This window comes from Mycobacterium sp. NPDC006124, from assembly GCF_040614235.1.
GTDB lineage: Bacteria > Actinomycetota > Actinomycetes > Mycobacteriales > Mycobacteriaceae > Mycobacterium.
In genome coordinates, this window is record NZ_JBEXUA010000005.1 from 154,047 (window position 1) to 175,965 (window position 21,919).

At 68.4% G+C, this 21,919-nt stretch carries 18 protein-coding genes; 11 read left to right on the top strand and 7 right to left on the bottom strand.

What is annotated here, in order from left to right; all coding sequences use genetic code 11:
- Window positions 1–35: 35 nt before the first annotated feature.
- Complete coding sequence (locus tag ABZ195_RS12770) at window positions 36–971, top strand: asparaginase (protein WP_355218542.1); 936 nt, start codon at window positions 36–38, stop codon at window positions 969–971.
- Here ABZ195_RS12770 and ABZ195_RS12775 read toward each other — a convergent pair whose 3' ends face one another.
- Complete coding sequence (locus ABZ195_RS12775) at window positions 972–2,327, bottom strand: DNA polymerase IV (protein ID WP_355218119.1); 1,356 nt, start codon at window positions 2,325–2,327, stop codon at window positions 972–974. It abuts the gene before it with no gap.
- Window positions 2,328–2,504: 177 nt separating this feature from the next.
- Here ABZ195_RS12775 and ABZ195_RS12780 point away from each other — a divergent pair, with 177 nt between their 5' ends.
- The 4 genes from ABZ195_RS12780 (at window position 2,505) to ABZ195_RS12795 (ending at window position 5,175) form a co-directional block, all read left to right on the top strand.
- The gene (locus ABZ195_RS12780) at window positions 2,505–2,972 is read left to right on the top strand and encodes a hypothetical protein (protein WP_355218121.1); all 468 of its coding nucleotides are present in this window, start codon (window positions 2,505–2,507) and stop codon (window positions 2,970–2,972) included.
- An 87-nt stretch (window positions 2,973–3,059) separates the two neighbouring features.
- Entirely contained in the window at window positions 3,060–3,569 is a 510-nt protein-coding gene (locus tag ABZ195_RS12785; RefSeq protein ID WP_355218123.1) for a DUF2505 domain-containing protein, read from the top strand.
- 20 nt (window positions 3,570–3,589) lie between these two features.
- A complete protein-coding gene (locus tag ABZ195_RS12790) occupies window positions 3,590–4,930 on the top strand; it encodes a hypothetical protein (protein WP_355218124.1) in 1,341 nt (446 codons plus the stop codon).
- 23 nt (window positions 4,931–4,953) lie between these two features.
- Window positions 4,954–5,175 (top strand): RNA-binding S4 domain-containing protein, encoded by a 222-nt coding sequence (locus ABZ195_RS12795; protein WP_263997728.1) that lies wholly within the window; start codon window positions 4,954–4,956, stop codon window positions 5,173–5,175.
- Window positions 5,176–5,183: 8 nt separating this feature from the next.
- Here ABZ195_RS12795 and ileS read toward each other — a convergent pair whose 3' ends face one another.
- Entirely contained in the window at window positions 5,184–8,306 is a 3,123-nt protein-coding gene (gene ileS / locus ABZ195_RS12800; RefSeq protein WP_355218126.1) for an isoleucine--tRNA ligase, read from the bottom strand.
- Window positions 8,307–8,536: 230 nt separating this feature from the next.
- Window positions 8,537–9,160, bottom strand: coding sequence for a hypothetical protein (locus ABZ195_RS12805; RefSeq protein ID WP_355218128.1), 624 nt, complete (start codon window positions 9,158–9,160; stop codon window positions 8,537–8,539).
- Window positions 9,161–9,295: 135 nt separating this feature from the next.
- On the opposite strand from ABZ195_RS12805, the gene ABZ195_RS12810 reads away from it, so the two are divergent.
- From ABZ195_RS12810 to ABZ195_RS12835, 6 genes are all read left to right on the top strand, one after another.
- Window positions 9,296–9,661 (top strand): XRE family transcriptional regulator, encoded by a 366-nt coding sequence (locus tag ABZ195_RS12810; RefSeq protein WP_355218130.1) that lies wholly within the window; start codon window positions 9,296–9,298, stop codon window positions 9,659–9,661.
- Between the two features lie 45 nt (window positions 9,662–9,706).
- The gene (locus tag ABZ195_RS12815; RefSeq protein ID WP_355218132.1) at window positions 9,707–10,441 is read left to right on the top strand and encodes a hypothetical protein; all 735 of its coding nucleotides are present in this window, start codon (window positions 9,707–9,709) and stop codon (window positions 10,439–10,441) included.
- A gap of 376 nt (window positions 10,442–10,817) precedes the next feature.
- Complete coding sequence (locus ABZ195_RS12820) at window positions 10,818–12,542, top strand: AMP-binding protein (protein WP_355218134.1); 1,725 nt, start codon at window positions 10,818–10,820, stop codon at window positions 12,540–12,542.
- A gap of 1 nt (window position 12,543) precedes the next feature.
- Window positions 12,544–13,473: an ATP-binding cassette domain-containing protein gene (locus tag ABZ195_RS12825; RefSeq protein WP_355218136.1), complete on the top strand. Its 930-nt coding sequence runs from the start codon at window positions 12,544–12,546 to the stop codon at window positions 13,471–13,473.
- A complete protein-coding gene (locus tag ABZ195_RS12830) occupies window positions 13,470–14,213 on the top strand; it encodes an ABC transporter permease (RefSeq protein ID WP_355218138.1) in 744 nt (247 codons plus the stop codon). The genes ABZ195_RS12825 and ABZ195_RS12830 overlap by 4 nt, the downstream gene beginning before the upstream one ends.
- A gap of 8 nt (window positions 14,214–14,221) precedes the next feature.
- Window positions 14,222–15,013, top strand: coding sequence for an ABC transporter permease (locus tag ABZ195_RS12835; RefSeq protein ID WP_355218140.1), 792 nt, complete (start codon window positions 14,222–14,224; stop codon window positions 15,011–15,013).
- Between the two features lie 7 nt (window positions 15,014–15,020).
- Here ABZ195_RS12835 and ABZ195_RS12840 read toward each other — a convergent pair whose 3' ends face one another.
- The 4 genes from ABZ195_RS12840 to ABZ195_RS12855 form a co-directional block, all read right to left on the bottom strand.
- On the bottom strand, window positions 15,021–18,239 hold the full coding sequence (locus ABZ195_RS12840) for an RND family transporter (protein WP_355218142.1): 3,219 nt from the start codon (window positions 18,237–18,239) through the stop codon (window positions 15,021–15,023).
- Between the two features lie 242 nt (window positions 18,240–18,481).
- On the bottom strand, window positions 18,482–19,147 hold the full coding sequence (locus tag ABZ195_RS12845; protein ID WP_355218144.1) for a galactosyltransferase-related protein: 666 nt from the start codon (window positions 19,145–19,147) through the stop codon (window positions 18,482–18,484).
- 73 nt (window positions 19,148–19,220) lie between these two features.
- On the bottom strand, window positions 19,221–20,552 hold the full coding sequence (locus ABZ195_RS12850) for a hypothetical protein (protein WP_355218146.1): 1,332 nt from the start codon (window positions 20,550–20,552) through the stop codon (window positions 19,221–19,223).
- Entirely contained in the window at window positions 20,549–21,913 is a 1,365-nt protein-coding gene (locus ABZ195_RS12855) for a hypothetical protein (RefSeq protein WP_355218148.1), read from the bottom strand. The genes ABZ195_RS12850 and ABZ195_RS12855 overlap by 4 nt, the downstream gene beginning before the upstream one ends.
- Between the last annotated feature and the right edge of the window lie 6 nt (window positions 21,914–21,919).

Sequence of the window (21,919 nt, forward strand, 5' to 3'; positions counted from 1 at the left end):
CGCATGAGCCAAGCGTGCCCGCGGGACGTCACCGGATGAGCCGCGTCGTCGTCGTCACCACGGGCGGCACCATCGCCACCAGCACCGGCGCCGACGGCGTGGCGCGACCCACCCAGTCCGGCGACGATCTCATCGCGGGTCTGCACACCGGCGTCGAGGTGGGCGTCGTGGACCTGATGGCCGTCGACAGTTCGCAACTGCAGCCTGCGGACTGGGATCGGATGCGGGCGGCGGTCGCCGCGGCCGCCCAGGCCGGCGCCGACGGCGTGGTGATCACCCACGGCACCGACACCATGGAGGAGACGGCGCTGTGGCTGGAGCTGACCCACCACGACGACCTTCCGGTGGTGCTGACCGGAGCGATGCGGAGCGCCGACGCCCAAGCCCCCGACGGGCCGGCCAACCTGCACGACGCGGTCACGCTCGCCGCCAACCCCGAGGCCAGGGGCATCGGGGTCGTCGTGACCCTGGCCGGCACGATCTGGCAACCGTTGGGGCTCACCAAGACCGGCGTCGGCTTCGTCGGCGTCGACGTGGCCCCCCGGGCACGGCCGCGGCCGTCGGTCCGGGAGGTGTCCGCGGCCGAGGCGCCCCGCGTCGACGTCATCGCCACCTACGCAGGTGGTGACGCGACGGCGTTGGACGCGTGCGTCTCCGCCGGTGCGCGCGGTGTCGTCCTGGAGTCCCTCGGCTCTGGCAACGCCGGCGCCGCGATGATCGACGGGGTCCGCCGGGCGTGTGCCGCTGGCGTCGCGGTGGTTGTCTCCAGCCGGGTCTCCGGTGCGCGCGTCACCGTCGGGTACGGGCCGGGGCGGATGCTCGTCGACGCCGGCGCGGTGGTCGCCGCGACGTTGCCGCCGCCACAATCGCGCGTGCTGTTGATGGCCGCGCTCGCTGCCGGCCAACCCGTCGACGAGGTCTTCGCGCGATGGGGTGACGTCCCCGAGGTGCGTGCGGCCGGGGTGCGGTAGTCACTCCGCCCGGTCCATGGCGGCGACGTACTCGGGCCAGTCCAGGCTGTCGACCGGGTTCGCCCGGGTGACGTCGGGGCTGTCGTGGGGCAGGGTGTGGGCTTGTCCAGGCCCGCTCGCGCGGGTCTCGAAGCGCACCGTCATCACGCCGTGGCCCGCGCCCTGGACCCATCCGTGGCCAAATCGGCTGTGGGTGACGTCGTCGCCGATGCGCCAGGCCGACTCGGCGGGTTCGGAGGCCGCCGGCACCGGACCGGCCTGATGGCCGACCGATGCCTCGAGCGTCTGGTCGAGGTCCGGGAACAACGATTCCTGCAGGACGTCGGAGAGCCCGGAGAAGCCAACCCCGAGCAGACGCACCGGGCCGATCTCCACCGGGTCGAGAAGCAGCCTGCGCGCGGTGCCGATCAGCGTGGCCTGATCCGCGGTGGCGTACGGCAGCGTCGCCGACCGGGTCAGCGTGCTCATGTCCGACCGCTTGAGCTTCACGGTGACGGTGCGGGCACCCCGGCCGTCGCGCACCAGCCGCGCGTGCGCGTGCTCACCGATCGGACCCGTCGCCTCGCGCAACTGGTCCATCGTGTTGAGGTCGGCCGCGAAGGTCGACTCCGCGCTGATCTGCTTGGCGCTCAACCGTTCTGCCACCGGCCGGTCGTCGACGCCCCTGGCCAGCAGGTGAAGCGCGGGTCCGACGGTACCGCCGAGGATGTCGGCCACCTCCGAGGCGCTCAACGCCGCCAGCGCGCCGACGGTGTCGACGCCCAGCCGGTGCAGCCGCTCCTCGGCGACCGGTCCGATCCCCCACAACCGGCGGACCGGCAGCCCGGCCAGCAGCGCGCGTTCCTCGTCGCGGCGGACGACGCGGATGCCGTCCGGCTTGGCCAGACCGGAGGCAATCTTGGCCAGCTGCTTGCCGGAACCGGCGCCGACCGAGGCCACCAGGCCCGTCTCGGCGCGCACCCGGGCGCGCAGTTCCTCGCAGAACCGGCGCACCTCCTCGGCGTCGGCACCCGCCAACTCCGCCGGCTCGCCGAAGGCCTCGTCGAACGACAACTGCTCGAGGACCGGGACCAGGGCGCGAACGGTGTCGAGCACCTTGCCGCTGGCGACCCCGTAGACCACGCCACGCGGCGGCAGCACCACGGCGGCGGGACCGACCATCCGCCGGGCCTGATGCATGGGCATCGCGGACCGGGCGCCGAAGACGCGCGACTCGTAGCTCGCCCCCGCGACCACACCCCGGCCGCCGAGACCGCCGACCAGCACCGGTCGGCCGCGCAAGGTGGGTCGCGTCAGCTGCTCGACGGAGGCGAAGAACGCGTCCATGTCGAAGTGCAGGACCCACCGACCCTCCATGCAGGCGATGCTAGGGCGCGCGTCGGACGGTCCCGGCATCGAGGGGAGCCTGACCAGCCCACGAGCAGTTTCGCCAAACATTCCATTTGTCGGATTCGCTCAGCGGTGTGCAGTGAGGAAACAATTGTCTACACTCAATTCGATTCGTACATTGCGTCCATTCATTCAAGGAATTTCATGACAGTCCGATTGAAGCGAGTGTTGCTCACCCTCGCGTCCGGCTCGGCACTCGCCGTGGGCCCCTTGCTGTACGGGACCGTCGTCGTTCCTGCGATCAGCCACGCCGATACGGGTGCCAGTTCCTCGAGCTCCAACAAGGGCCTCAACTGCCCCGACGGCACCGTCGTCGACGAAGAGAACCACCAGTGCGTCGACCTGGTCGCCGGCATCAGCAAGCAGCTGCAAGCCCTGCCGCCGCCGCCCTCGCTGGCTGCAGGTGGCGGCGGGCTGGGCGGATTGGGCGGTCTGCCAGGTGGAATTCCGTCGCTGGGCACCGTGAACCTGCCCGACGTCGTGTTGCCGAGCGTGGGCCTCGGCCTGGTGCCGAACCTCGCCGTGAACCTGCAGCCGCAGCTCGGTGGGATTCCCGGGCCGCCGGCGATCAACCCGCTCAACCCGTTGGGCCTGCCCCCGCCACCGTTCTGATCGATTCATCCAGTGGTGCCCGACGATCGCTGATCGCCGGGCACCATTCTTTCGAGCAGTGTTCCTTCTAGGCGGCAGGGGCGTTCGGTGTCGCGTTCGGTGCCGCTGACCGCTCGATCGCCACACCCGTTGCCCAGCATCCTGGCGGCCTTTCGCGACGATCGCTATTGGCGGTCGCGGCTGGGTGCCTTCGAGGGGGGTTCGCCCACGCTGGACGCGCTCGACACCGATTCCGCGGGCCGGACCGCGGTGACCATGACCATGCGCTTCGGTGGTGACCAACTTCCCGATCCGCTTCGACGGCTACGGCTGGCGTCGCTGGAGGTCGTCCAGCGCGAGGTATGGCATCCCGCCGACGACGGCAGTCATGCGCGCGGCGAGATCACCGTCCATGCGCCGCGAACCCCGATGTCGGGACGCGGGGTGGTGGAACTGCAGCCGGAGGGCCCGGGCACCCGACTCGTGGGCACCGCGACGGTGAAGGTCAACGTGCCCCTGATCGGCGGCACGATTGCCTCGTTCGTCGCCGGTCTGCTCGCCACCGGGATCGTCGACGTCGTCGCGGTCACCGACGCCTGGCTGTCCGAGTCGCACTGACCGGCGCTTAGCATGTGACAGTGGACAATACGCTCGCCTACATCGACCAGGGCTCCTTCCTCGCGTTGCGGGCCCTTGGCCGCGGTCCGCTGATTCAGTTCACCTGGATCTACGAGCGTGCCGTCGACCTGGACGGGCTGCGTCGCCTCCACGCCAACCTCGGCTTCGGTCTGCTGGGCCGACACATCGAACGCTCGGCTCTCCCGTTCGGCCGTGACCACTGGGTCGCGGCGCCCGGCCCGGCGACAGTCGAGATCGCCGCCGAGGATCGACCGAGGTCCGAGGTGTGGACCTGGGCCGACGATCGGCTCCGCCACCCCGTCGACCCCCAGCACGGACCGGCGTGGCACCTGGGGGTACAGCCCCTGAGCGACGGCGGCACCGCGGTCACCCTGGTCGTCTCGCATTCGGTGGGCGACGCGAAGGCCATCATCGACGCGATCGTCGATGCCGTGAACGGAGTCCGGCGCGATCTCGGCTATCCGCGGCCGGGCTCGCGCCCCCGCCGGCAGGCCATCCGGGAGGACGGCCGCAGAGTGCTGCGGGACGTGCCGGAAATGGCGAGGGCGGTCGCCGCGGCGGCCCGCGTGGCACGGAAGGACAGCGAGGGATTGTCGACGTCGGTCAAGTCGGGCGGCAAGACCCGCACGCGCGGGACCTCCGGTGTGGCCTCCCGCGAGATCGTGGTGCCGCCCAACTCGGCCATCTTCGTCGACGTCGACCAGTGGGACAGGCGCGCCAAAGAGCTTGGTGGCAGCAGCAATTCATTGTTCATCGGGCTGGCGGCGCGCCTCGGCCAGATCCTCGGGCGCGTCGACGCCGACGGCATGGTGCGGGCGTCGCTGCCGGTCAGCGAGCGCACACCGGGTGACACCCGGGCCAACGCGCTGACCGCGGCTGCGGTGACCGTCGACCCCGACACGGTCACCACCGACCTCAGCCGGGTGCGCGCCGACCTGAAGGCCGCCCTGACGGCGCTGGCCGAGACCCCCAACGAACTGCTCGGCCCGCTCGCGCTGGTGCCCCTGACCCCCGCGTTCCTCGTCCGCCGGTTGGAGGGGTTGGTGCAGCAGGTCGGCAGCCCGATCGGGTGCTCGAACCTCGGCGCGCTGCCCCCGGAGACCAACCGCCCCGACGGGACCGAGGCCGACTACCTCGGGGTGCGGATGCTGGAGCCGAACACCGCCGCGGTGCTCGACCGCATGGGCGGGATGCTCTTCGTCGGGTCCGGCCGGACGGGCCGACACGTCTTCGTCACCGTCGGCAGCTGGGTCGTCGGCGGCGTCAACACGCGGACCGCGATGCGACGCGCGTTGGCCCGCGCCGTCGCCGACATGGGGCTCACCGGCGCGGTCGAGTGACCCACCGCGTTAGCCTGGGCGGTATGGCGCAGCCCGTTCGCGACGTACCGATCTCGTCGGACTCGATCCGCCTCGGCCAATTCCTGAAGTACGCCGGGATGATCGACAGCGGCGCCGACGCCAAGGGGGTGATCGGCGACGGGCTGGTGCGCGTCAACGACGCCGTCGAGACCCGGCGAGGCCGCCAGTTGCAGCACGGCGACACGGTGACGTTCGGCCGGGAGACCGCCCGCGTGACGGGTTGAGCGGCCCGTCACGCCTTGGCGATCGAGACCCGCACCCCGTCGCCGATCTCCGTGCCGTCGACCGACTCGGCGAAGGTGAAGCGGGTGGCCAGCACCTCGGCGGCGATCAGATCGGCGTGCGTCCGCGCCCACTGGACGCGGGCCTGCGGCACCGACATCGTCAGCGCGATACGGTCGGAGACGTCCAGCCCCGAGGACTTTCGCAGATCCTGCAGTTCGCGCACCCGGTCCTTGGCCCAGCCCTCGGCCTCCAACTCCGGCGTCACGGTGCCGTCGACGACGACGAGACCCGCGCCGTCAGGCAGCGCCGCAGTCCACTCCGGTTCCGCGGCAACCAGTTTCGACGAGTACTCCGCCGGCTGCAGCGTGGCCGGGCCTGCGGTCAGGGTGCCGTCCGGGTTGAGCACGCCCTCGCCCGCCTTGACGGCCTTGATCGCCGCCTGGACGTCCTTGCCCAGTCGCGGACCCGCGACCTTCGCGTTGACGGCCACCTCGAATCGCCCGTAGGCGTCGATGTCGTCGGTCAATTCGACCGCCTTGACGTTGAGCTCGTCGGCGATGAGGTCCGCGTAGGGCCGCAGCGAGTCCGGATCCTGTACGGCGACCGTCAACTTCGGCAGCGGCAACCGCACGCGAAGCTTCTTGGCCTTGCGCACCGACGACGCGACCGAGCACACGTCGCGCACCTGGTCCATGGCCGCCACCAACTCCGGGTCGCCGGGCACCTCGTCGGCCCGCGGCCAGTCGGTCAGGTGCACCGACCGGCCATCGGTCAGGCCGCGCCAGATCACCTCGGTGATCAGCGGCAGCAACGGGGCGGTCAGCCGGGCGGTGACCTCGAGCACGGTGTGCAGCGTGTCGACGGCGTCGAGATCTTCGTTCCAGAATCGCGAACGCGACCGTCGCACATACCAATTCGTCAGCGCCTCGGTGAACTGGCGAACCTGTTCACACGCCACCGAGATATCGCACACGTCCATCGAGGCGGTCAGGTCGTCGCGGAGCACGGCCACCTTGGCCAGGATGTAGCGGTCCAGCACGTGCGTCGAGTCGGTTCGCCACGTGCCCTTCGCCGGGGCGTACAGCGCGAGGAACGAGTAGGCGTTCCACAGGGGCAGCAGCACCTGCCGCACGCCGTCGCGGATGCCCTGCTCGGTGACGACCAGGTTGCCACCCCGCAGGATCGGCGAGGCCATCAGGAACCAGCGCATCGCATCCGAGCCGTCCCGGTCGAACACCTCGGTGACGTCGGGGTAGTTGCGCAGCGACTTGCTCATCTTCTGCCCGTCGCTGCCCAGCACGATGCCGTGCGAGACGCACGTGCGGAAGGCCGGACGGTCGAAGAGCGCCGTGGCCAGCACGTGCAGCAGATAGAACCAGCCCCTGGTCTGCCCGATGTACTCGACGATGAAGTCAGCCGGGTTGTGGCCGTCGAACCACTCCTGGTTCTCGAACGGATAGTGCACCTGCGCGTACGGCATCGAGCCCGAGTCGAACCAGACGTCGAAGACGTCCTCGATGCGCCGCATCGTCGACCGGCCGGTCGGATCGTCGGGGTTGGGCCGGGTCAACTCGTCGACGTAGGGCCGGTGCAGATCGGTCGGGCGCACCCCGAAGTCACGCTCCAGCTCATCGAGGCTGCCGTAGACGTCGACCCGCGGATAGGTCGGATCGTCGGACTTCCATACCGGAATCGGACTGCCCCAGTAGCGATTTCGTGACACCGACCAGTCGCGGGCATTGGACAGCCACTTGCCGAACTGACCGTCCTTGACGTGTTCGGGATACCAGGTGATCTGTTGGTTCAGCTCGACCATCCGGTCGCGGAAGTCGGTCACCTTGATGAACCACGACGACACCGCCCGGTAGATCAGCGGATTGCGGCACCGCCAGCAGTGCGGATAGGAGTGGTCGTAGGTCTCGTGGCGCAGTATGACCGCACCGTTCTCCCCTGCCGAACCGGTGCCGTTCTTCAGGTCGCGGATGATCTGCGGGTTGGCGTCGAAGACGTGCTGCCCCGTGTAGTCGGCCACCGTGACGTCGAAGCGACCCTTGGAGTCCACCGGTGTGACGGCGACGATGCCGGCCGCGTCGGCGGTGGCCTTGTCGTCCTCGCCGTAGGCCGGGGCCATGTGCACGATGCCGGTGCCGTCGTCGGTGGTGACGAACTCCCCCGGCAGGACGCGAAAGGCGTTGGGCGAGTCCATGAAGTAGGGGAACGGGGGCACGTACTGCTGGCCCAGCAATTCCCGGCCGGTGAACGTGCCGACGACGGCGGGCCGTTCGCCCAGCTCCCTCGCGTAGGACGCGACCCGGCCTTCGGCGAGCACGTAACGGTTGCCGTCGGCGCCCTGGACCACCACGTAGGTCACGTCGGGGTTGACGGCGACGGCCTGGTTGGACGGCAGCGTCCACGGGGTGGTCGTCCAGACCAGCAGGTACGACCCGGCCAGATCGGGGCTCGACGTCTGTTGGGCGATCCGGAACCCCACCGTCACCGCCGGATCCTGCCGATTCTTGTAGACGTCGTCGTCCATCCGAAGTTCGTGACTGGACAGAGGCGTCTCGTCGTTCCAGCAGTACGGCAGGACGCGGTTGCCCTCGTAGGCCAGCCCCTTCTCCCACAACTGCTTGAACGCCCAGAGGACCGACTCCATGAAGCCGAGGTCCAGGGTCTTGTAGTCGTGGTCGAAGTCGACCCAGCGAGCCTGTCGGGTGACGTAGGCCCGCCACTCCGCGGTGTACTTGAGCACCGACGCACGGCACGCCGCGTTGAACGCGTCGATGCCCAGTTCCTCGATCTGCGCCTTCTCGGTGATGCCGAGTTGGCGTTGAGCCTCCAGTTCGGCGGGCAGCCCGTGGGTGTCCCAGCCGAACCGGCGCTCGACCTTGAAGCCGCGCATCGTCTGATAGCGCGGCACGATGTCCTTGACGTACCCCGTCAGCAGGTGGCCGTAATGCGGAAGCCCGTTGGCGAAGGGAGGCCCGTCGTAGAAGACGTACTCCTGGGCGCCGTCGCGCCGGTCGATGCTGGCACGGAAGGTTCCGTCGGCGTCCCAGTAGTCGAGGACCTCGAGTTCGAGGTCGGGGAAGCTCGGCGATCCGCTCGCCGGTCTCGGATAGGCCGTCACCGTGTTCGTCTCCTGTGCCCAAGGTCTGCAAGGCACGGGGACGACGTCGCGCTCGTGCGCGAACACCGCGGTACCACCCCGCTTGCGCACACGAAGTGCGCCGCTCGACTAGGCGATCACGGGCCCACCCGTTCGGTTCTACTGAGCGTCGAGCGAACTCGGAGCGCCGTTCTTCCGAAGGCTCCCCGGTGATGGCCGGATCAACGCCGCTGAGCAGAGTTTAGAGACCGCTAGTGGGCCAGCGCCAACTCGTGGTTCGCGTGAACCCCCGGCGTGGCCTCGGAGGTGAGCTCGATCATCGCCAGCGGGAACTGGTCGGCCAGCTCGGCGACGGTGTACCGCTCGAAACTACGGGCGTCGAACCACCAGTCCAGGACGACGACGTCACCGCGGCGGAAGGCACGCAGCTCGAGGACGTGACCGCGGTGCGGGTAGTCCGCGGCCGTGCCGCCGGAGGCGAAGAGCACGTCGGCGATGGACGGGGCCGTGCCGTGGTCGGGGACGCCGCGCACGATGCGGCTGATGGCGAGGGCGCCGAGCTGCTGATGCACGCCGGCCAGCATCTCGTTGGCGTCAACCTCGGAGGGCGACACGCACGCCAGACGAATCGGTCGTGTGCTGGTGCCGTGGCAGGGCACGTCCACGACGACGACGCCCGTGCCCATGGTGCGTTCGACGGCGCGCCCCAGCGCGGCGAGGAGGATGTCGTCGGTCGAGACCTCCAGGGCCGCGGCTGCTCCGTCGAGCTCCAGAGTCAACAGCGTCGACAGCGGGGCCGAGAGCAACTCCACGTCCTCGACCCGGGGGCGGCCCTCGGGGTCGTAATCAGTCAGCTGCAGGTTTGCGCGCGTCATGACTGGCACGCTACACGGCTGTCCCATAAATGGGACACATCTGCCAAAACTGTGACGGCGATGTCAATTAAGAGAGTCCGAATCCATTTGCCGCGCACACTGCCCAAGCCCCGCCCCACCAGCTAAGCTATGCCGGTGCCACGGACTGATGAGAACGGCCGTCAGCTAAAGACCCTGCTCGACTATCTCCTGGATGGAGAGGTCGACGCGAGGGCCATCTACGATGCGCTCGGCACGTCGAGCAGCACCTACTACCGGCGCATCAAGGAAGCCGACTACCCGAACGCCGAAGAGCTGCGTCTGGTGGCAGATCGCTTCAGCCTGAGCTACCCCGACCTGCAGGTTCGCTTCGGATTGATGAGCCGCGAGGAAGTCTGGAGCTACGTGGAGTCGGCGCCGATGTCGGTGGCCACCGTCGCGGAGGCCACGATGGCGCGGCGAACGGTGCGGCGCCCTCGCCTCCGCGATCTCACGCCGCGCGCCGACGCTCCCCCGTTGTAAGTCTCGAGATTTGCCAGCGGCAACTCACGTTCGAAAGCGAAGCTCATGGGATTGGCAGTCCTCATCACCATCACACTTCTGTGTGTGGCGTGGAGTTTGTGGATTCGCCGACTGACCTGGTCGTGCCGCTGGGAGGTCGCCGCCACCCTCAACATCGCGTTGCAGGGCGCCACCGTGTTCATGATGTCGCCCCTGGCGTCGGAGACCGTCGGGCACTGGCTGCATTCGCTGACCGGACTGTGGAATCTCGAGGACTACATCGGTCACGACATGTACGTCGTCGCGGCGTCGGCGATCGTCTACAACGCCCTGGGCAGACTGCAGGACGACCACGCCATGCAGGTCACCTTCAAGCAGTACGTCGAGCGGCCGGCCACGCTGTGCATTCCGCTGCTGCTGGCCAGCTTCTCCCTCGGCAACGGCGCGACGATCTACGCCCCCGACTTCTTCGAGGTGCCCACCGACTTCTGGTTGACCACCTACTGGATGCTGCTCTGCGGAACGTTGATCTACCTGCTGGGATACGGTTCGCGGGCGCTGCTGATCCTGCGGAGGGATCCGCGCTCGCGCGTGATCGCCAACATCTACCTGGCCGCGTCGGTCAGCGGCATCCTGGCCTGCACCGTCCGGATCGTCACCGCGCTGGTGCCGTCGCTGCAGGGCGTCGAGCGTGGCAGTCTGGTGTGGTTCTTCGCCTGTATGTGCGGCGCCGGCTTCGCCTTGACGTCGGCCCATTCGTGGCGGGTCAAGACCAAGTGGTTCAGCAAGACCAGTCGCTGATCTCGAGAATCACTGCCGCACAACACGTTTCGCGTACCAGGTTCGGCAGCTGAAACATCCGTGACGAACCGGGCGGCGACGCGTCGGCGCGGTCGCCGGGTTTGCCCACGGCCCCCACTGACCGGCAGCCGCCATCGCCCTCGGCCGACTCAGCGACAGTTCAGCGGTTCGCGCAACCCCAAATCGGTCAAAAGGTATTCGATTTTGGGGAACGTCAGCAAGTTTGCGAGAATGCACCCGGAAGCGGCACGGGCACCAGCGTGGACGAGGCGTCTAAGCGGCTGTGCCATAGTCATTCTCGCTACATTGCGCATTGCGTGGTCGCGTTCCCTAAGCTCGACCCACACGTTTCGTTGCGCCGCAGAAAGGGCCGCCCATGCTGGACTCGTCGATTCCCGCGATTCTTCGCGAGCGGGCGAGCCTGCAACCCAACGACCCCGCATTCACCTTCATCGACTACGACCGCGAGTGGGAGGGCGTCGAGGAGACGCTCACCTGGGGACAGTTGCAGCAGCAGGTCGTCGCACTCGCCGCCGAGATCCGCGAGCACGCCCAGATCGGCGACCGCGTCGTCATCCTCGCCCCGCAGAACATGTCCTACGTGCTCGGGTTCCTGGCCTCCTTCGAGGCCAACGTCATCGCCGTGCCGCTGTCGACGCCGATGGTCGGCGCGCACGACGAACGCGTCGCCGCGGTCGTGCGGGACGCCCGTCCGACGGTGCTGCTCACCACCGCGAACACCGTGGCGGCGGTGCGGCCGTATGCCACCGCGCAGGACGACCAGCCCGCGCCCGCCGTGATCGTGGTCGACGAGCTCGACCTCAGCGTCCGCCGACGTTCGACGTCGCGGCGCGAAACTCCTCCGGAGACCGCCTATCTGCAGTACACGTCCGGGTCGACGCGCACCCCGGCCGGCGTGATGGTCTCGCAGCGCAATCTGTTCGCCAACTTCGAGCAGCAGGTGTCGGCGCTGCTCGTCGAATGGGGCAAGGTCGCACCGGTGGGCACCACCACGGTGTCGTGGCTGCCGTTCTACCACGACATGGGTCTCATCCTCGGAATCTGCGCACCCATCATGGGTGGCTGGCCCTCGGTCTTGATGAGCCCCATCGCGTTCCTGCAGCGACCGGCGCGGTGGGTGCAACAGCTGGCCAAGCGCGACCGCGCGCTCACCGCGGGGCCGAACTTCGCCCTCGACCTGGCCGCCGCCCGGACCACCGACGAGGATCTCGCGGGACTCGATCTCGGCAACGTGCTGGCGATCATCTGCGGCGCGGAGCGCGTGCAACCCGTCTCGGTCAAGCGATTCACGTCCCGCTTCGCCAAGTTCGACTTCCAGGGCCGGGTCATCCGGCCCTCCTTCGGACTGGCCGAAGCCACGCTCTTCGTCGCCACCGACGACCCGGCCGTCCCGCCGGTGGTCGCCACGTTCGACACCGAGAAGCTCACGGCCGGGGTCGCGAGGCGTAGCGCCACCGGGACCGACCTCGTCAGCTACGGCGTTCCGCAGTCACCGCAGATCCGCATCGTGGACCCGGAGAGCAGTCGCGAGGCTCCGGCGGCCACCATCGGAGAGATCTGGGTGCGCGGGGCGAACGTGTGCAAGGGCTACTGGAACAAGCCCGAGGAGACCCGACAGACCTTCGGTGGCACCCTCGACACCGACTCGGAAGCCGACACCCCGTGGCTGCGCACCGGCGATCTGGGGTTCGTCGAGGGTGACGAACTCTTCATCATCGGCCGCATCAAGGACCTGCTGATCGTTCGCGGTCGCAACCACTACCCCGATGACATCGAAGCCACCGTCGGAGCCGTGTCCAACGGCCGGGTCGCCGCCATCTCGGTGGAGGAGGACGCCACCGAGAAACTGGTGGCGATCGTGGAGATGAAGGAACGGGCGACGCCGGAGGAGACCCAGGAGCGGTTGGCTGCCGTCAAGCGCGACGTCACCTCGGCCATCTCCACGGCCCACGGGATCAGTGCCGCGGATCTGGTGTTCGTCTCGCGCGGATCCATCCCCATCACCACCAGCGGCAAGATTCGCCGGCAGGCGTGCGTCGACCTGTACCGCGAGGGGCGATTCGTCCGGCTGGACGCCTGACGTGATCGAGGTCGACGGCGTCAGCAAGTCGTTCGGCCTGCTGCCGGCGTTGCGCGAGGTCAGCTTCGCGGTGCCGACGGGTTCGGTTTGCGGGCTACTGGGCCACAACGGGGCCGGCAAGACCACCATCGTCAAGATCCTCTCGACGCTGCTCGAACCGTCGTCGGGTAGGGCGACCGTCGCCGGGTTCGACGTCGTCGCCGACGCCGACCAGGTGCGCCAGAGCATCGGTGTCACGGGCCAGGACGCGGCGCTCGACGGCTCCCTGACCGGCCGCGAGAATCTGGTGCTGTTCGGTCGACTGCGCGGGATGAAGCGCAAACAGGCCGGTGGCCGCGCCGACGAACTCATCGAGAGCTTCGACCTGGTCGAGGCCGCCGACCGCGAGGTCTCCACCTACTCCGGCGGCATGCGACGTCGCATCGACATCGCCGTCTCCCTGATCGTGCCGCCCAAGGTGCTCTTCCTCGACGAACCGACGACGGGGCTCGACCCCCGCAGCCGACGCGACGTCTGGACGCTGGTGGCCTCGCTCGCCGCCCAGGACGTCACCGTCCTGCTGACCACCCAGTACCTCGAGGAAGCCGACGTCCTGAGCGATTCCATCGTCATCCTCGACGCCGGCCGCGTGATCGCCAGCGGCACCGCCGAACAGCTGAAGCGCCGGATGGGGCACAGCTACTGCCAAGTCACTCCCCTGCACCCCGAGGACCTGGTCCGCGTGGTGTCGGTGCTCGGCGGCTACGAGGGCGTCGAAGTCGACGCCACCGCCAACACGGTCGCGGTGCCTGCGCCGCACGGGGTGACGACGCTCGGCGAGGTGTTCCGCAAGCTGGAGGAGCTGGGTGTCGAGCTGATGGACATCTCGCTGCGCAAGCCCTCGCTCGACGAGGTGTTCCTGCACCTCACCGGTCCCACGCTGACGGTATGACCGCCGTCGTCGCACTCACCGAACGGCAGGTTCGAGCCTCGATTCGCAACCTCGACCTCGTCTTGGCGGTGTTGATGCCGGTGCTGACGTTCGTCGGGTTCACCGTCGGGCTGCGCAACGTCATCGACACCGGCGGAATCAGCTACCCGCAGTACGTCCTTCCTGCAGTGGTGGTGCAGGCCATGCTCTTCGGCGCCCTCAACACCACCGACCAGGCCGCCCACGAGCGCGCCTCGGAGTTCGGCGTCCGGCTGCGAACCCTTCCCATCTCCGTGTACGCCCCGATGACGGCCCGGGTGCTGTACTGCCTGATCCGTGGCACGCTTGCGTTGGTCGCCGCGTTCGCGGTGGCCTATCCGTTCGGCTTCCGGATGGACGGCGGATTCGCCTTCGGCGCCATGTTCGTCCTGCTGTCCCTGACGTTGACGCTCGCGCTGTCATTCGGTGCGGAGGCGACCGGCACTCGCGCCAAGCGGACGGACACCTCCAGCCAGCTTCTGCTGATCCCGCAACTGCTGCTGGTGCTGCTCTCGACGGGCATGGCACCGGTCGACTCGTTCCCCACCGCGGTGCAGCCCTTCGTCGAGTACCAGCCCATCTCGCAGATCACCGAGACCCTGCGCGGCTTCGCCAGCGGCCACGTCGATGGGCCCAACCTGGCGATCACGCTGGCCTGGTGCGTCGGACTCCTGGTGGGGTTCGGGTACCTGGCGATCAAGGGCCAGGGACGGCAGCGGTGACGGCGCGGATGACCGTCGTCGAACCCCGGCGCTTCCCCCTGGCCACCGAGAGCATGATCTTCGCGGGCCGGTTGATCACGAGATGGCGGCGCAACCCGCTGGTGCCACTGCAGTCGCTGCTGTTCCCCACCATTTTGCTGATCGTCTACTACATGCTCGTCAGCAAGTCGATGACGCGCCTGACGGGTAGCGACAGCCTGGAGACCGTGGTGTCGATGTGCGCGTTGGCCGGCGGCATGTCGGGATCGGTCGCGGCTGCCCTGTCGATCCCGTCGGAGCGGGAGAACGGGCTGATGGCTCGCTTCTGGGTCATGCCCGTCACCCGGGGCAGCGCCCTCACCGGGACCTTGCTGGCCGAGGCGCTCCGCACCCTGATGGCGACCGTCGTGATCACGGTCGTCGGGACCATGCTCGGAATGCGCTTCCACGGCGGCCTCGTCGCGGCGCTGGTGTTCACGGCGATTCCGGTGGTGTGGGTGACGGTGTATGCCACCTTGGTCATCCTCGTCGCCCTCCGCACCCACAGCGTCGCCCTGCTCACCTGGCTGAACGGGCTGTCGCTCGGCGCGGTGTTCGCAAGCTCCGGGGTGGCCCCGCTCGAGCTGTTCCCCGCGTGGATTCGCCCGGTGGTTCGATACCAGCCGATGTCGGCCACGATCGAAGCGATGAAGAACCTCGCGCACGGCAGCTTCGCCGTGCAACCACTCGTGCTGACAGTCGTGTGGATCGTGGCGATCGCCGCCGTGGCGGGGATGTTCGTGGTGCGCGCCTATCGCACGGCAGCACGGAACGCGCGCTGACGATCGTCTAGTCGTCGTCGCGCCAGGCGGCGTTGATCCGGCTGGCGGTCTGCACCGCGATTGCGTAGCCGTCGTCCCCCTCGGCGTCGTCTGCGTCGTCGCCGTGGGCGTCGTGGGCGTCGTAGTCGACCGTGCCGGTTCGGATGGGACCGGTGGGTCCCTCGTCCTCGTAGGCCTGCGCGGCCTCCGCCCGGGCCCGCCTGCGCTTCTCCTCGATCATCTGCCGCGGCGTCTTCGACGGCCACCAGTTGCGGTCTCCGATGAGGACGGCGACGGCCGGGACCGTGATGGTCCGCACGATGAAGGTGTCCAGCAACAGCCCGACGCCGATCACGAAACCGAGCTGGACGACCGTCGACAAGCTGCTGACCGTCAGCGCCAACATCGACGCGGCGAAGATCAATCCGGCCGAGGTGATGACGCCGCCGGTGGCGCCGACGGTCTTGATGACCGCCGACCTGACGCCGTACTTCGCTTCGTCCCGGATTCGAGATATCAGCAGGAGGTTGTAATCGGCGCCGACGGCCACGAGAACCAGGAATGCCATCCCCGAGACACTCCAATACATGTCTTGGCCGAGGATGAACTGGAAGAAGATGACGCCGATCCCCATGGCCGAGACGAACGACAGCACGACCGACAGGACCAGATAGATGGGTGCGACGATCGCCCGGAGCAACGCCACCAGGATGAGGAACACGACGACCAGCGTCATGATGACGATGTAGTTCAGATCGTGGTCGTAGTGGTTTCTGATGTCGTTCTGGAACGCTGAGAAACCGACCATGGTGATCTGCGCGTCGGCGAGGCTGGTATTGGGTTTGGAACTGTCGGCGGCCTTGAGGATGAGGTCCACCTGGTCCATCGCCTCGGCGCCGAACGGGTTCAGCGCCGTCTGCACCAGATACCGCACGGTGTGTCCGTCGTCGGAGACGAACAGCTGCGCGGCCTTCTTGAATTCCTTTTGCGTGAGCACCTGCGGCGGGATGTAGAAACCCGACATCGCCGGGTCGGACGCGTCGCGCTTCATCGCCAGCAGGAACCCCGACGCCTGGTCGAGGCCGCCGCCGATGTTGCGGGTCTGGTCGACCAGGAGCTGAACGCCGTCGGCGAGCTGTTTGCTGGAGTCGGCGAGCTTGTCCGCGTTCTGGCGAAGCTCGCCGAGCTTGACGTCGAGGTCGCTCTCGTCCTCGATGCCGAGCTGCTGCAGCCCAGCGAAGGCCCGCTCGAAATTCGAGCCAATCTTGCGGATGGTGTCGTCGAGCCGGTCGGTGCCCTTGGTGTCCTTCAGACCCGCGCTGAGTGCCTTCAGATAGGTGATGTCGGCAGAGTTGTAGCCGTCCACCCGGCGCTGAAGTTCGGCCCGTGACGAAACGCAGGCTGGGTCGATGTTGCAGGCCATGCTGCTATTGAGCACCGCGAGCATGGACTGCGACGAGTCATACGCTTTGGTGACCGTGTCGAGGCTGTTGCCCAGGGAGTCTCCGACGGACTGCATGTTGGCCAGGACGGCGGCCTGCTTGGACAGGTCGTCGAAGGTGACGTCGTCACCCATGGCCTCCTTGACCTGGATCAGCCCGCTGAACACCTCGCGAATCGACCCCATCGAACCGAGCAACTGGAGACGAATCTGATTGTTGACGTCGGCCAGCTGATGCGCACCGTTGGCCAGCAGGGTGAGGTTCTGATCGTTGGTGGCGATCAGTCCGGACGCGTCGGCGAGCTTGCCGCCCACTTCGCCGGCCTGGTAGGTCGACTTGGCCTCCTGCAGCATCTCGCCGTTGGGCCTGGTGATGCCGCGCACCGAGTCGATTCCCGGTACCTGGCTGATCCGAGTGGCCATCTGCTCGAGGTCGGCCAGCGACTTGGGCGACCGTAGGTCGACGTTGGGCGCGTAGATCTGGATGAACTGCTGCATCGTGGTGCTGACGGGGAAGTGCTTGACGAGCGCGTCGTAGCCCTGATTGCTCGGCGCGTCATCGGGGAGGTTCTTGCGGTCGTCATAGTTGTACTTGATCAGGGTCGCGCACCCCGCGAGGGCAAGCAGGATGACGAGGCTGGCGGCGAGGAAGGCCCGAGGTCGCCGCACGATGCGCACGGCCGAGGTGCGCCAAAACCGTCCGGTGATGTCCTTGCGCGGCTTGACCCATCCTCGCCGGCCGGCGAGCACGATCAGGGCGGGGAGCAGTGTCATCGCCGCGAACACCGCGATGAGGATCGTGACCGCCAACGAGGGCCCGACGGTCAGGAAGACCGCCAGCGTCGCGAACGACAGACCCATGAAGGTCAAGGCGACCGTCGCCGCCGAGCCCGCGATCACCTCGCCGATGGTCGCCAGCGCGTACACCACCGCGTCGTCGGAGGCCATCCCCCGCCGCAGACATTCCTGGTATCTGCTGAACAAGAACACCGCGTAGTCGGTGCCCGCGCCCATCAACATGCCCGTCATCAGAACGATGGTCTGAGGGCCGATCGGCAAACCCAGCTCGCCGAGGCCGGCGACCACCTGCTGAGCAACGCCCATCGACACGCCGATCGTGATCAGCGGCATCAACATCGCCACGAGATTGCGGTAGACGATCACCAGGATGGTGAAGATGGTGACCACGGTCGAGATCTCGATGATCGTCTGGTCGTGTTCGCCGAGCTTGTTCAGGTCTTCGAACGTCGCCGACGCGCCGACGACGTTGACGTGGAGGGACGAACCCTTGGTGACCTCCTCCACGGTGTCGAGCGCTTTGCCGTAGGCCGCCTGACCGGGCCCGGAGCCCATCCCGCCCTCTAGGCTGATCGGCAGTGTCCAGGCGTGCTTGTCCTTGCTCGTCATCGCGTCGCGGAGTTCGGGGATGGAGATGAAGTCCTGGGTCGACTTGACGCTGTCGGTGTCGGCACGAAGCGCCGACACCAACTTCCGGTAGACGTCTTCGTCGGCCGGCGTCAGCTCGTTGTCACTCGACAGGACGACGACGGCGACGTTGCCGCCGTCGGCCTCCTTGAACGCGTTCTTCATGTGTTCGCCGGCGGCGAGGATCGGCGAGTCCTTCGGCAGCAGATCCGGCGGATTCCTCTGCGCCACCACGAACAGCGGACTGATCAACAAGAACAGCACGCCGAGCAGAGCGAACCAGAAGACGATGATCGCGATGGGTCGCCGGACGACGAACCGACCCAGCGCCTCGAATACCTCGTGCACCGAGACGCCACGAATATCGCCGCGGGTGAACATCATGTGAGGTTACACCGGCCAGCAACGGCGCCGGTCCAGCCGACGTCAGCTTCCAGCGCACTTGAGGTGACGTTTCGATGACCCGTTTGCCGTCGTCGTGTCAACCCTGCCCGAAACCGGGAGATCGTCGGAAAATCAACGTGATTCGTACCGATGGGCCGTTTCGCGGTCGACCCGATCCGCCTCGCCGCCCGCGGCATCCGCGGTCCGAGAGGGGGGCGTCGAGTCTTCGCCGACGACACTCAGGCGTCGCGCAGCGCAGCCAATTGCGAGGGCGTCTGCGCCTTTCCGTAGCGCCGAAGCCGCCAGAGGTTGCGCCGGAACACCGGGTCGAGGATCCTGAACTTGAGGGCTAGCTCGTGCCACAGGTGGAATGCGCTGCCCTGCACGCGGATCGGATCACTACCGCCGACGACGGTTGCCGCCAGCCAGAAGGCGTTGTCCTCACAACCCCACCCACAGAATTCCTCGTCGAACCCGTCGATGGCAGCCCACAGCCTACGCGGGACTGCGAGAACCGAGGACTGGGTCAAGTCGTCCTTGGTCCGGGTGCGGTCCTTCTTGAGGCGGGTCACGTCGGCGTCGGCCCCCGAGAGCAGCAGGTCAGTCGACTCACGACTCAGTTCGACGACCTTGCTCAGCGCCGAGGTTAGCAAACCGGTGCGGTGGGCCGTGGCGACTGCCTGCTCGAGCTGGGCGGCCGGGACGACGGTGTCGGAGTCGCACACGACGGCGACGTCCCAATCCCCCGCTTCGGTTGCGGCCCGGTTGATCGCCGCGCTGCGGTTGAACAGTCCCTCCGGCGACGCGCCCACGTAGATCGGGTAGTCCGGATGGCGCGCCCGCAGCCACGCCCGCGTGAACGTCCACAGCTGGTCGCGCCGACCACCGTCAGGTCGGAAGGGCACCAGGATCACTGTGCGCACGGTTCGGGGTCCTCTCGATGTCACGTCGACGGACTAGGGCGTCGGCGCCCGGGAGCTAGATGACGGTGCCCTTCAGGCCGAAGTCGGTCAGGACTCGACCGACGTGATCGGCCAACCATTCTCGCGTGTTGGCGGCGCCCACCTCGTAGCCCACGACGTTGACGGAGACGTTGCCGGCGATGCGCCCGGCCGCCACGACGAGCTGGCCGCCGGCCCGTTCGAGGGCCGCGCGGGTGACGCCCTGGTCGACGGGCCGGAAGAGCATGAACTCGGCGTCGGTTCCATCGGCGCGGGCCATCTCGGCGGGCACCTCGCCGAGGTTGGAGCACGACACCGGCAGGTCCCCGAAGATCACCTCGGCGGTGCGCCGGACGGCGCGGACGGGAACGAAGGGCGTGATGGGCAACAGTGCGTGCTTCTCGTCGTGGCCCTCGCGGACGGCGGAGAGTGCTTCCCGCACAGCGGTTCTGGCGTTGGTCAGGTCCGCTGTCGCCGCGGTGGGATCCACCGTGGCGGTCGCGATCTGCATGGCGTTGCCGCGGCGATCGTCGTCACCGCCGCGGTCACTGAGCGCGATGAGCAACGTGACGACGCCGTCGGACGGTCGCGCCCGGCCCATCCGCTCGCCCAGCACGGCGGCGACGCCGGCCAGCAACGAATAGCCGGTCCCGCCGAGTTCGCCTGCGCGGGAGTCCCAGTCTGCGGCGTCGACCACGGCCGAGGCCGTCGGCAGGACCAGCGGCCCGTCGGGGCCGTCCGGCGCGGCGGGAACGGTGGCGGCGCTCGAGGCGGAGATGGTCGTGCGGCTCCGGTAGGTGTACTTCGCCGCGGCCACGACGGTGCGGCCGAACTCGGGGAGGTCGCGCGCCACCTGTCGGGCATCGGCGGCCAGCGCCGCCCGCCGCGTCCGCGCCCGCGGCAGACGGTAGCCGAAGTCGCGACGTGTCCCACCCACGGCGTCGACCAGCGTGCGCACGGAGGCGCCGTGGTCGACCAGGCAGTGCGACGCCACCAGCGTGACCGCCGTCGTGCCGTCGGTCATCGGGAGTACACCGAGGTGCCAGCCCGGCCCGTGCACCGGGTCGACGCGGTGCTGGGAACGCTCGTCGAGCCAGGCGCCCAACTCGCTCGGCGGCCGGGCGGGGTCGATCTCCAGCGGTGTCGCCGGACCGGTCGCGGCCACCCACCGGTGCCGGCCAAACGGCAGAATCGACGGCTCGATCAGCCGTCCGGCAAAGCCGTACCCGACGTCGCGGTGAAGCCGCCGCAACCCGTCGAGGTCCACCGGATGGGTGTAGACCCACACGTACTGCACCAACTGCGAGCGTCCCGACGCCTGCATCGACAGGAACGTCGCCTGGTCGATGTAGGCCAACCGGTCGGTCACACGATCACCCCGGTGAGTTCGAATTCCTCGAAGACGGCGGCCAGGCGCTCGCGGAGCGCCGCCTTGGTGTTCTCGACACCCGGCTGATAGCCCACGACGGTGATCGTGACCTTGCCGTCGAGCCGACCGGACACGACCGTCAGCAACCCGCTGCGCTCCTCGAGCACACCGCGGGTGATGCGCTGGTCGATGCCGCGCAGCCACACCTGCTGCGCTGGCGCGCCGCCGGGGCTGGCGAGTTGCACCGGCAGATCGCCGACGTTGGAACTCGACACCGGTTGATCGGTGAACCCGAACGTCAGGTCGGCGCCGTGCCGCACGGCGAACTTGGGCAGGAACGGGTTCAGCGGCAGCAGCGCCAGTGCCTCGTCGGGCCGTTCGCGCATCACCTTCAGCGCCTCCCGCACCGCGATGCGGGTGTCGGTCAGGTCCTTGGCGACGTGGGTGGGGTCGATGCGGACATAGGCCAGCTTCACGGCGTTGGCTCTGGTGTCCTCCAGCCTCCGGTCGTTGATCGGCACGATCAACCCGACCGTGCCGTCGGCGGCCAGCGCCCGGCCCTGGTGCACCGCCAGACGCGCCGAGAGACCGGCCTGTAGCGAATGCCCGTTGCCGCCAAGCGCTTCGGCGCGCGCATCCCACTGCGCCAGATCCACGAACGCCGAGACGGCCGGCACGGTCACCGTCTCGGTGGGACGATTGACCACCGGCCTGGTCGAAGCCGCCTTGGGCGTGCCGGCCGTCCTCTGGCGCTTGCTCCGGAGGAACTTCGCCGCGGCCACCAGCGTTCGGCCTACCTCGGGCAGGTCGCGCACCGTCTGGCGGGCGTCGGCCAACAACGCCTGGCGCAGCGTGCGCGACTTGGGCAGCGGGTAGCCGAGGTCGCGTCGCGCGCCCATCACGGCCTCGAACACCGACAGGAACGCGCCGCCACCGTCACCGATGCAGTGCGAGCCGACCAGGGTGACCGCGGTCGCCCCGTCGGTCAGCGGCTGAACGGCCATGTGCCAGGCCGGACCGTGCTCCGGATCGATCGGGAGTCGCGCCCGCTCGTCGACCCAGTCGCTGAGTTCGTCGCGGGGCCGCGGGGTCGTCGCCACCTCCAGCGGTGACGGCGGGCCGAGCGAGGACACCCAGCGATGCCGTCCGAAGGGCAGCACCGACGGTTCGATCAAACGTCCCGCCAGGCCGAACCCAAAGTCCTGATGGAATCGCCGCAGTTCATCCCAGTCCGGCGCATCCTCGTACACCCAGACCATCTGCATGGCCGCGGACTGCCCGGTGGCGCGCAGGCCGAGGAACAACGCCTGGTCGACGTAGTCGAGCAGATCGTCGGTGTCCGGCCGAGTCTGACTCGACACCCTCGC

Coding starts and splice junctions, on each gene's coding strand:
- ABZ195_RS12795 (WP_263997728.1), top strand. CDS start 4,954: ATGGCGCAGCCCGTTCGCGACGTACCGATCTCGTCGGACTCGATCCGC.
- ABZ195_RS12805 (WP_355218128.1), bottom strand. CDS start 9,160: ATGACGCGCGCAAACCTGCAGCTGACTGATTACGACCCCGAGGGCCGC.
- ABZ195_RS12780 (WP_355218121.1), top strand. CDS start 2,505: ATGACAGTCCGATTGAAGCGAGTGTTGCTCACCCTCGCGTCCGGCTCG.
- ABZ195_RS12830 (WP_355218138.1), top strand. CDS start 13,470: ATGACCGCCGTCGTCGCACTCACCGAACGGCAGGTTCGAGCCTCGATT.
- ABZ195_RS12835 (WP_355218140.1), top strand. CDS start 14,222: ATGACCGTCGTCGAACCCCGGCGCTTCCCCCTGGCCACCGAGAGCATG.
- ABZ195_RS12820 (WP_355218134.1), top strand. CDS start 10,818: ATGCTGGACTCGTCGATTCCCGCGATTCTTCGCGAGCGGGCGAGCCTG.
- ABZ195_RS12775 (WP_355218119.1), bottom strand. CDS start 2,327: ATGGAGGGTCGGTGGGTCCTGCACTTCGACATGGACGCGTTCTTCGCC.
- ABZ195_RS12840 (WP_355218142.1), bottom strand. CDS start 18,239: ATGTTCACCCGCGGCGATATTCGTGGCGTCTCGGTGCACGAGGTATTC.
- ABZ195_RS12770 (WP_355218542.1), top strand. CDS start 36: ATGAGCCGCGTCGTCGTCGTCACCACGGGCGGCACCATCGCCACCAGC.
- ABZ195_RS12815 (WP_355218132.1), top strand. CDS start 9,707: ATGGGATTGGCAGTCCTCATCACCATCACACTTCTGTGTGTGGCGTGG.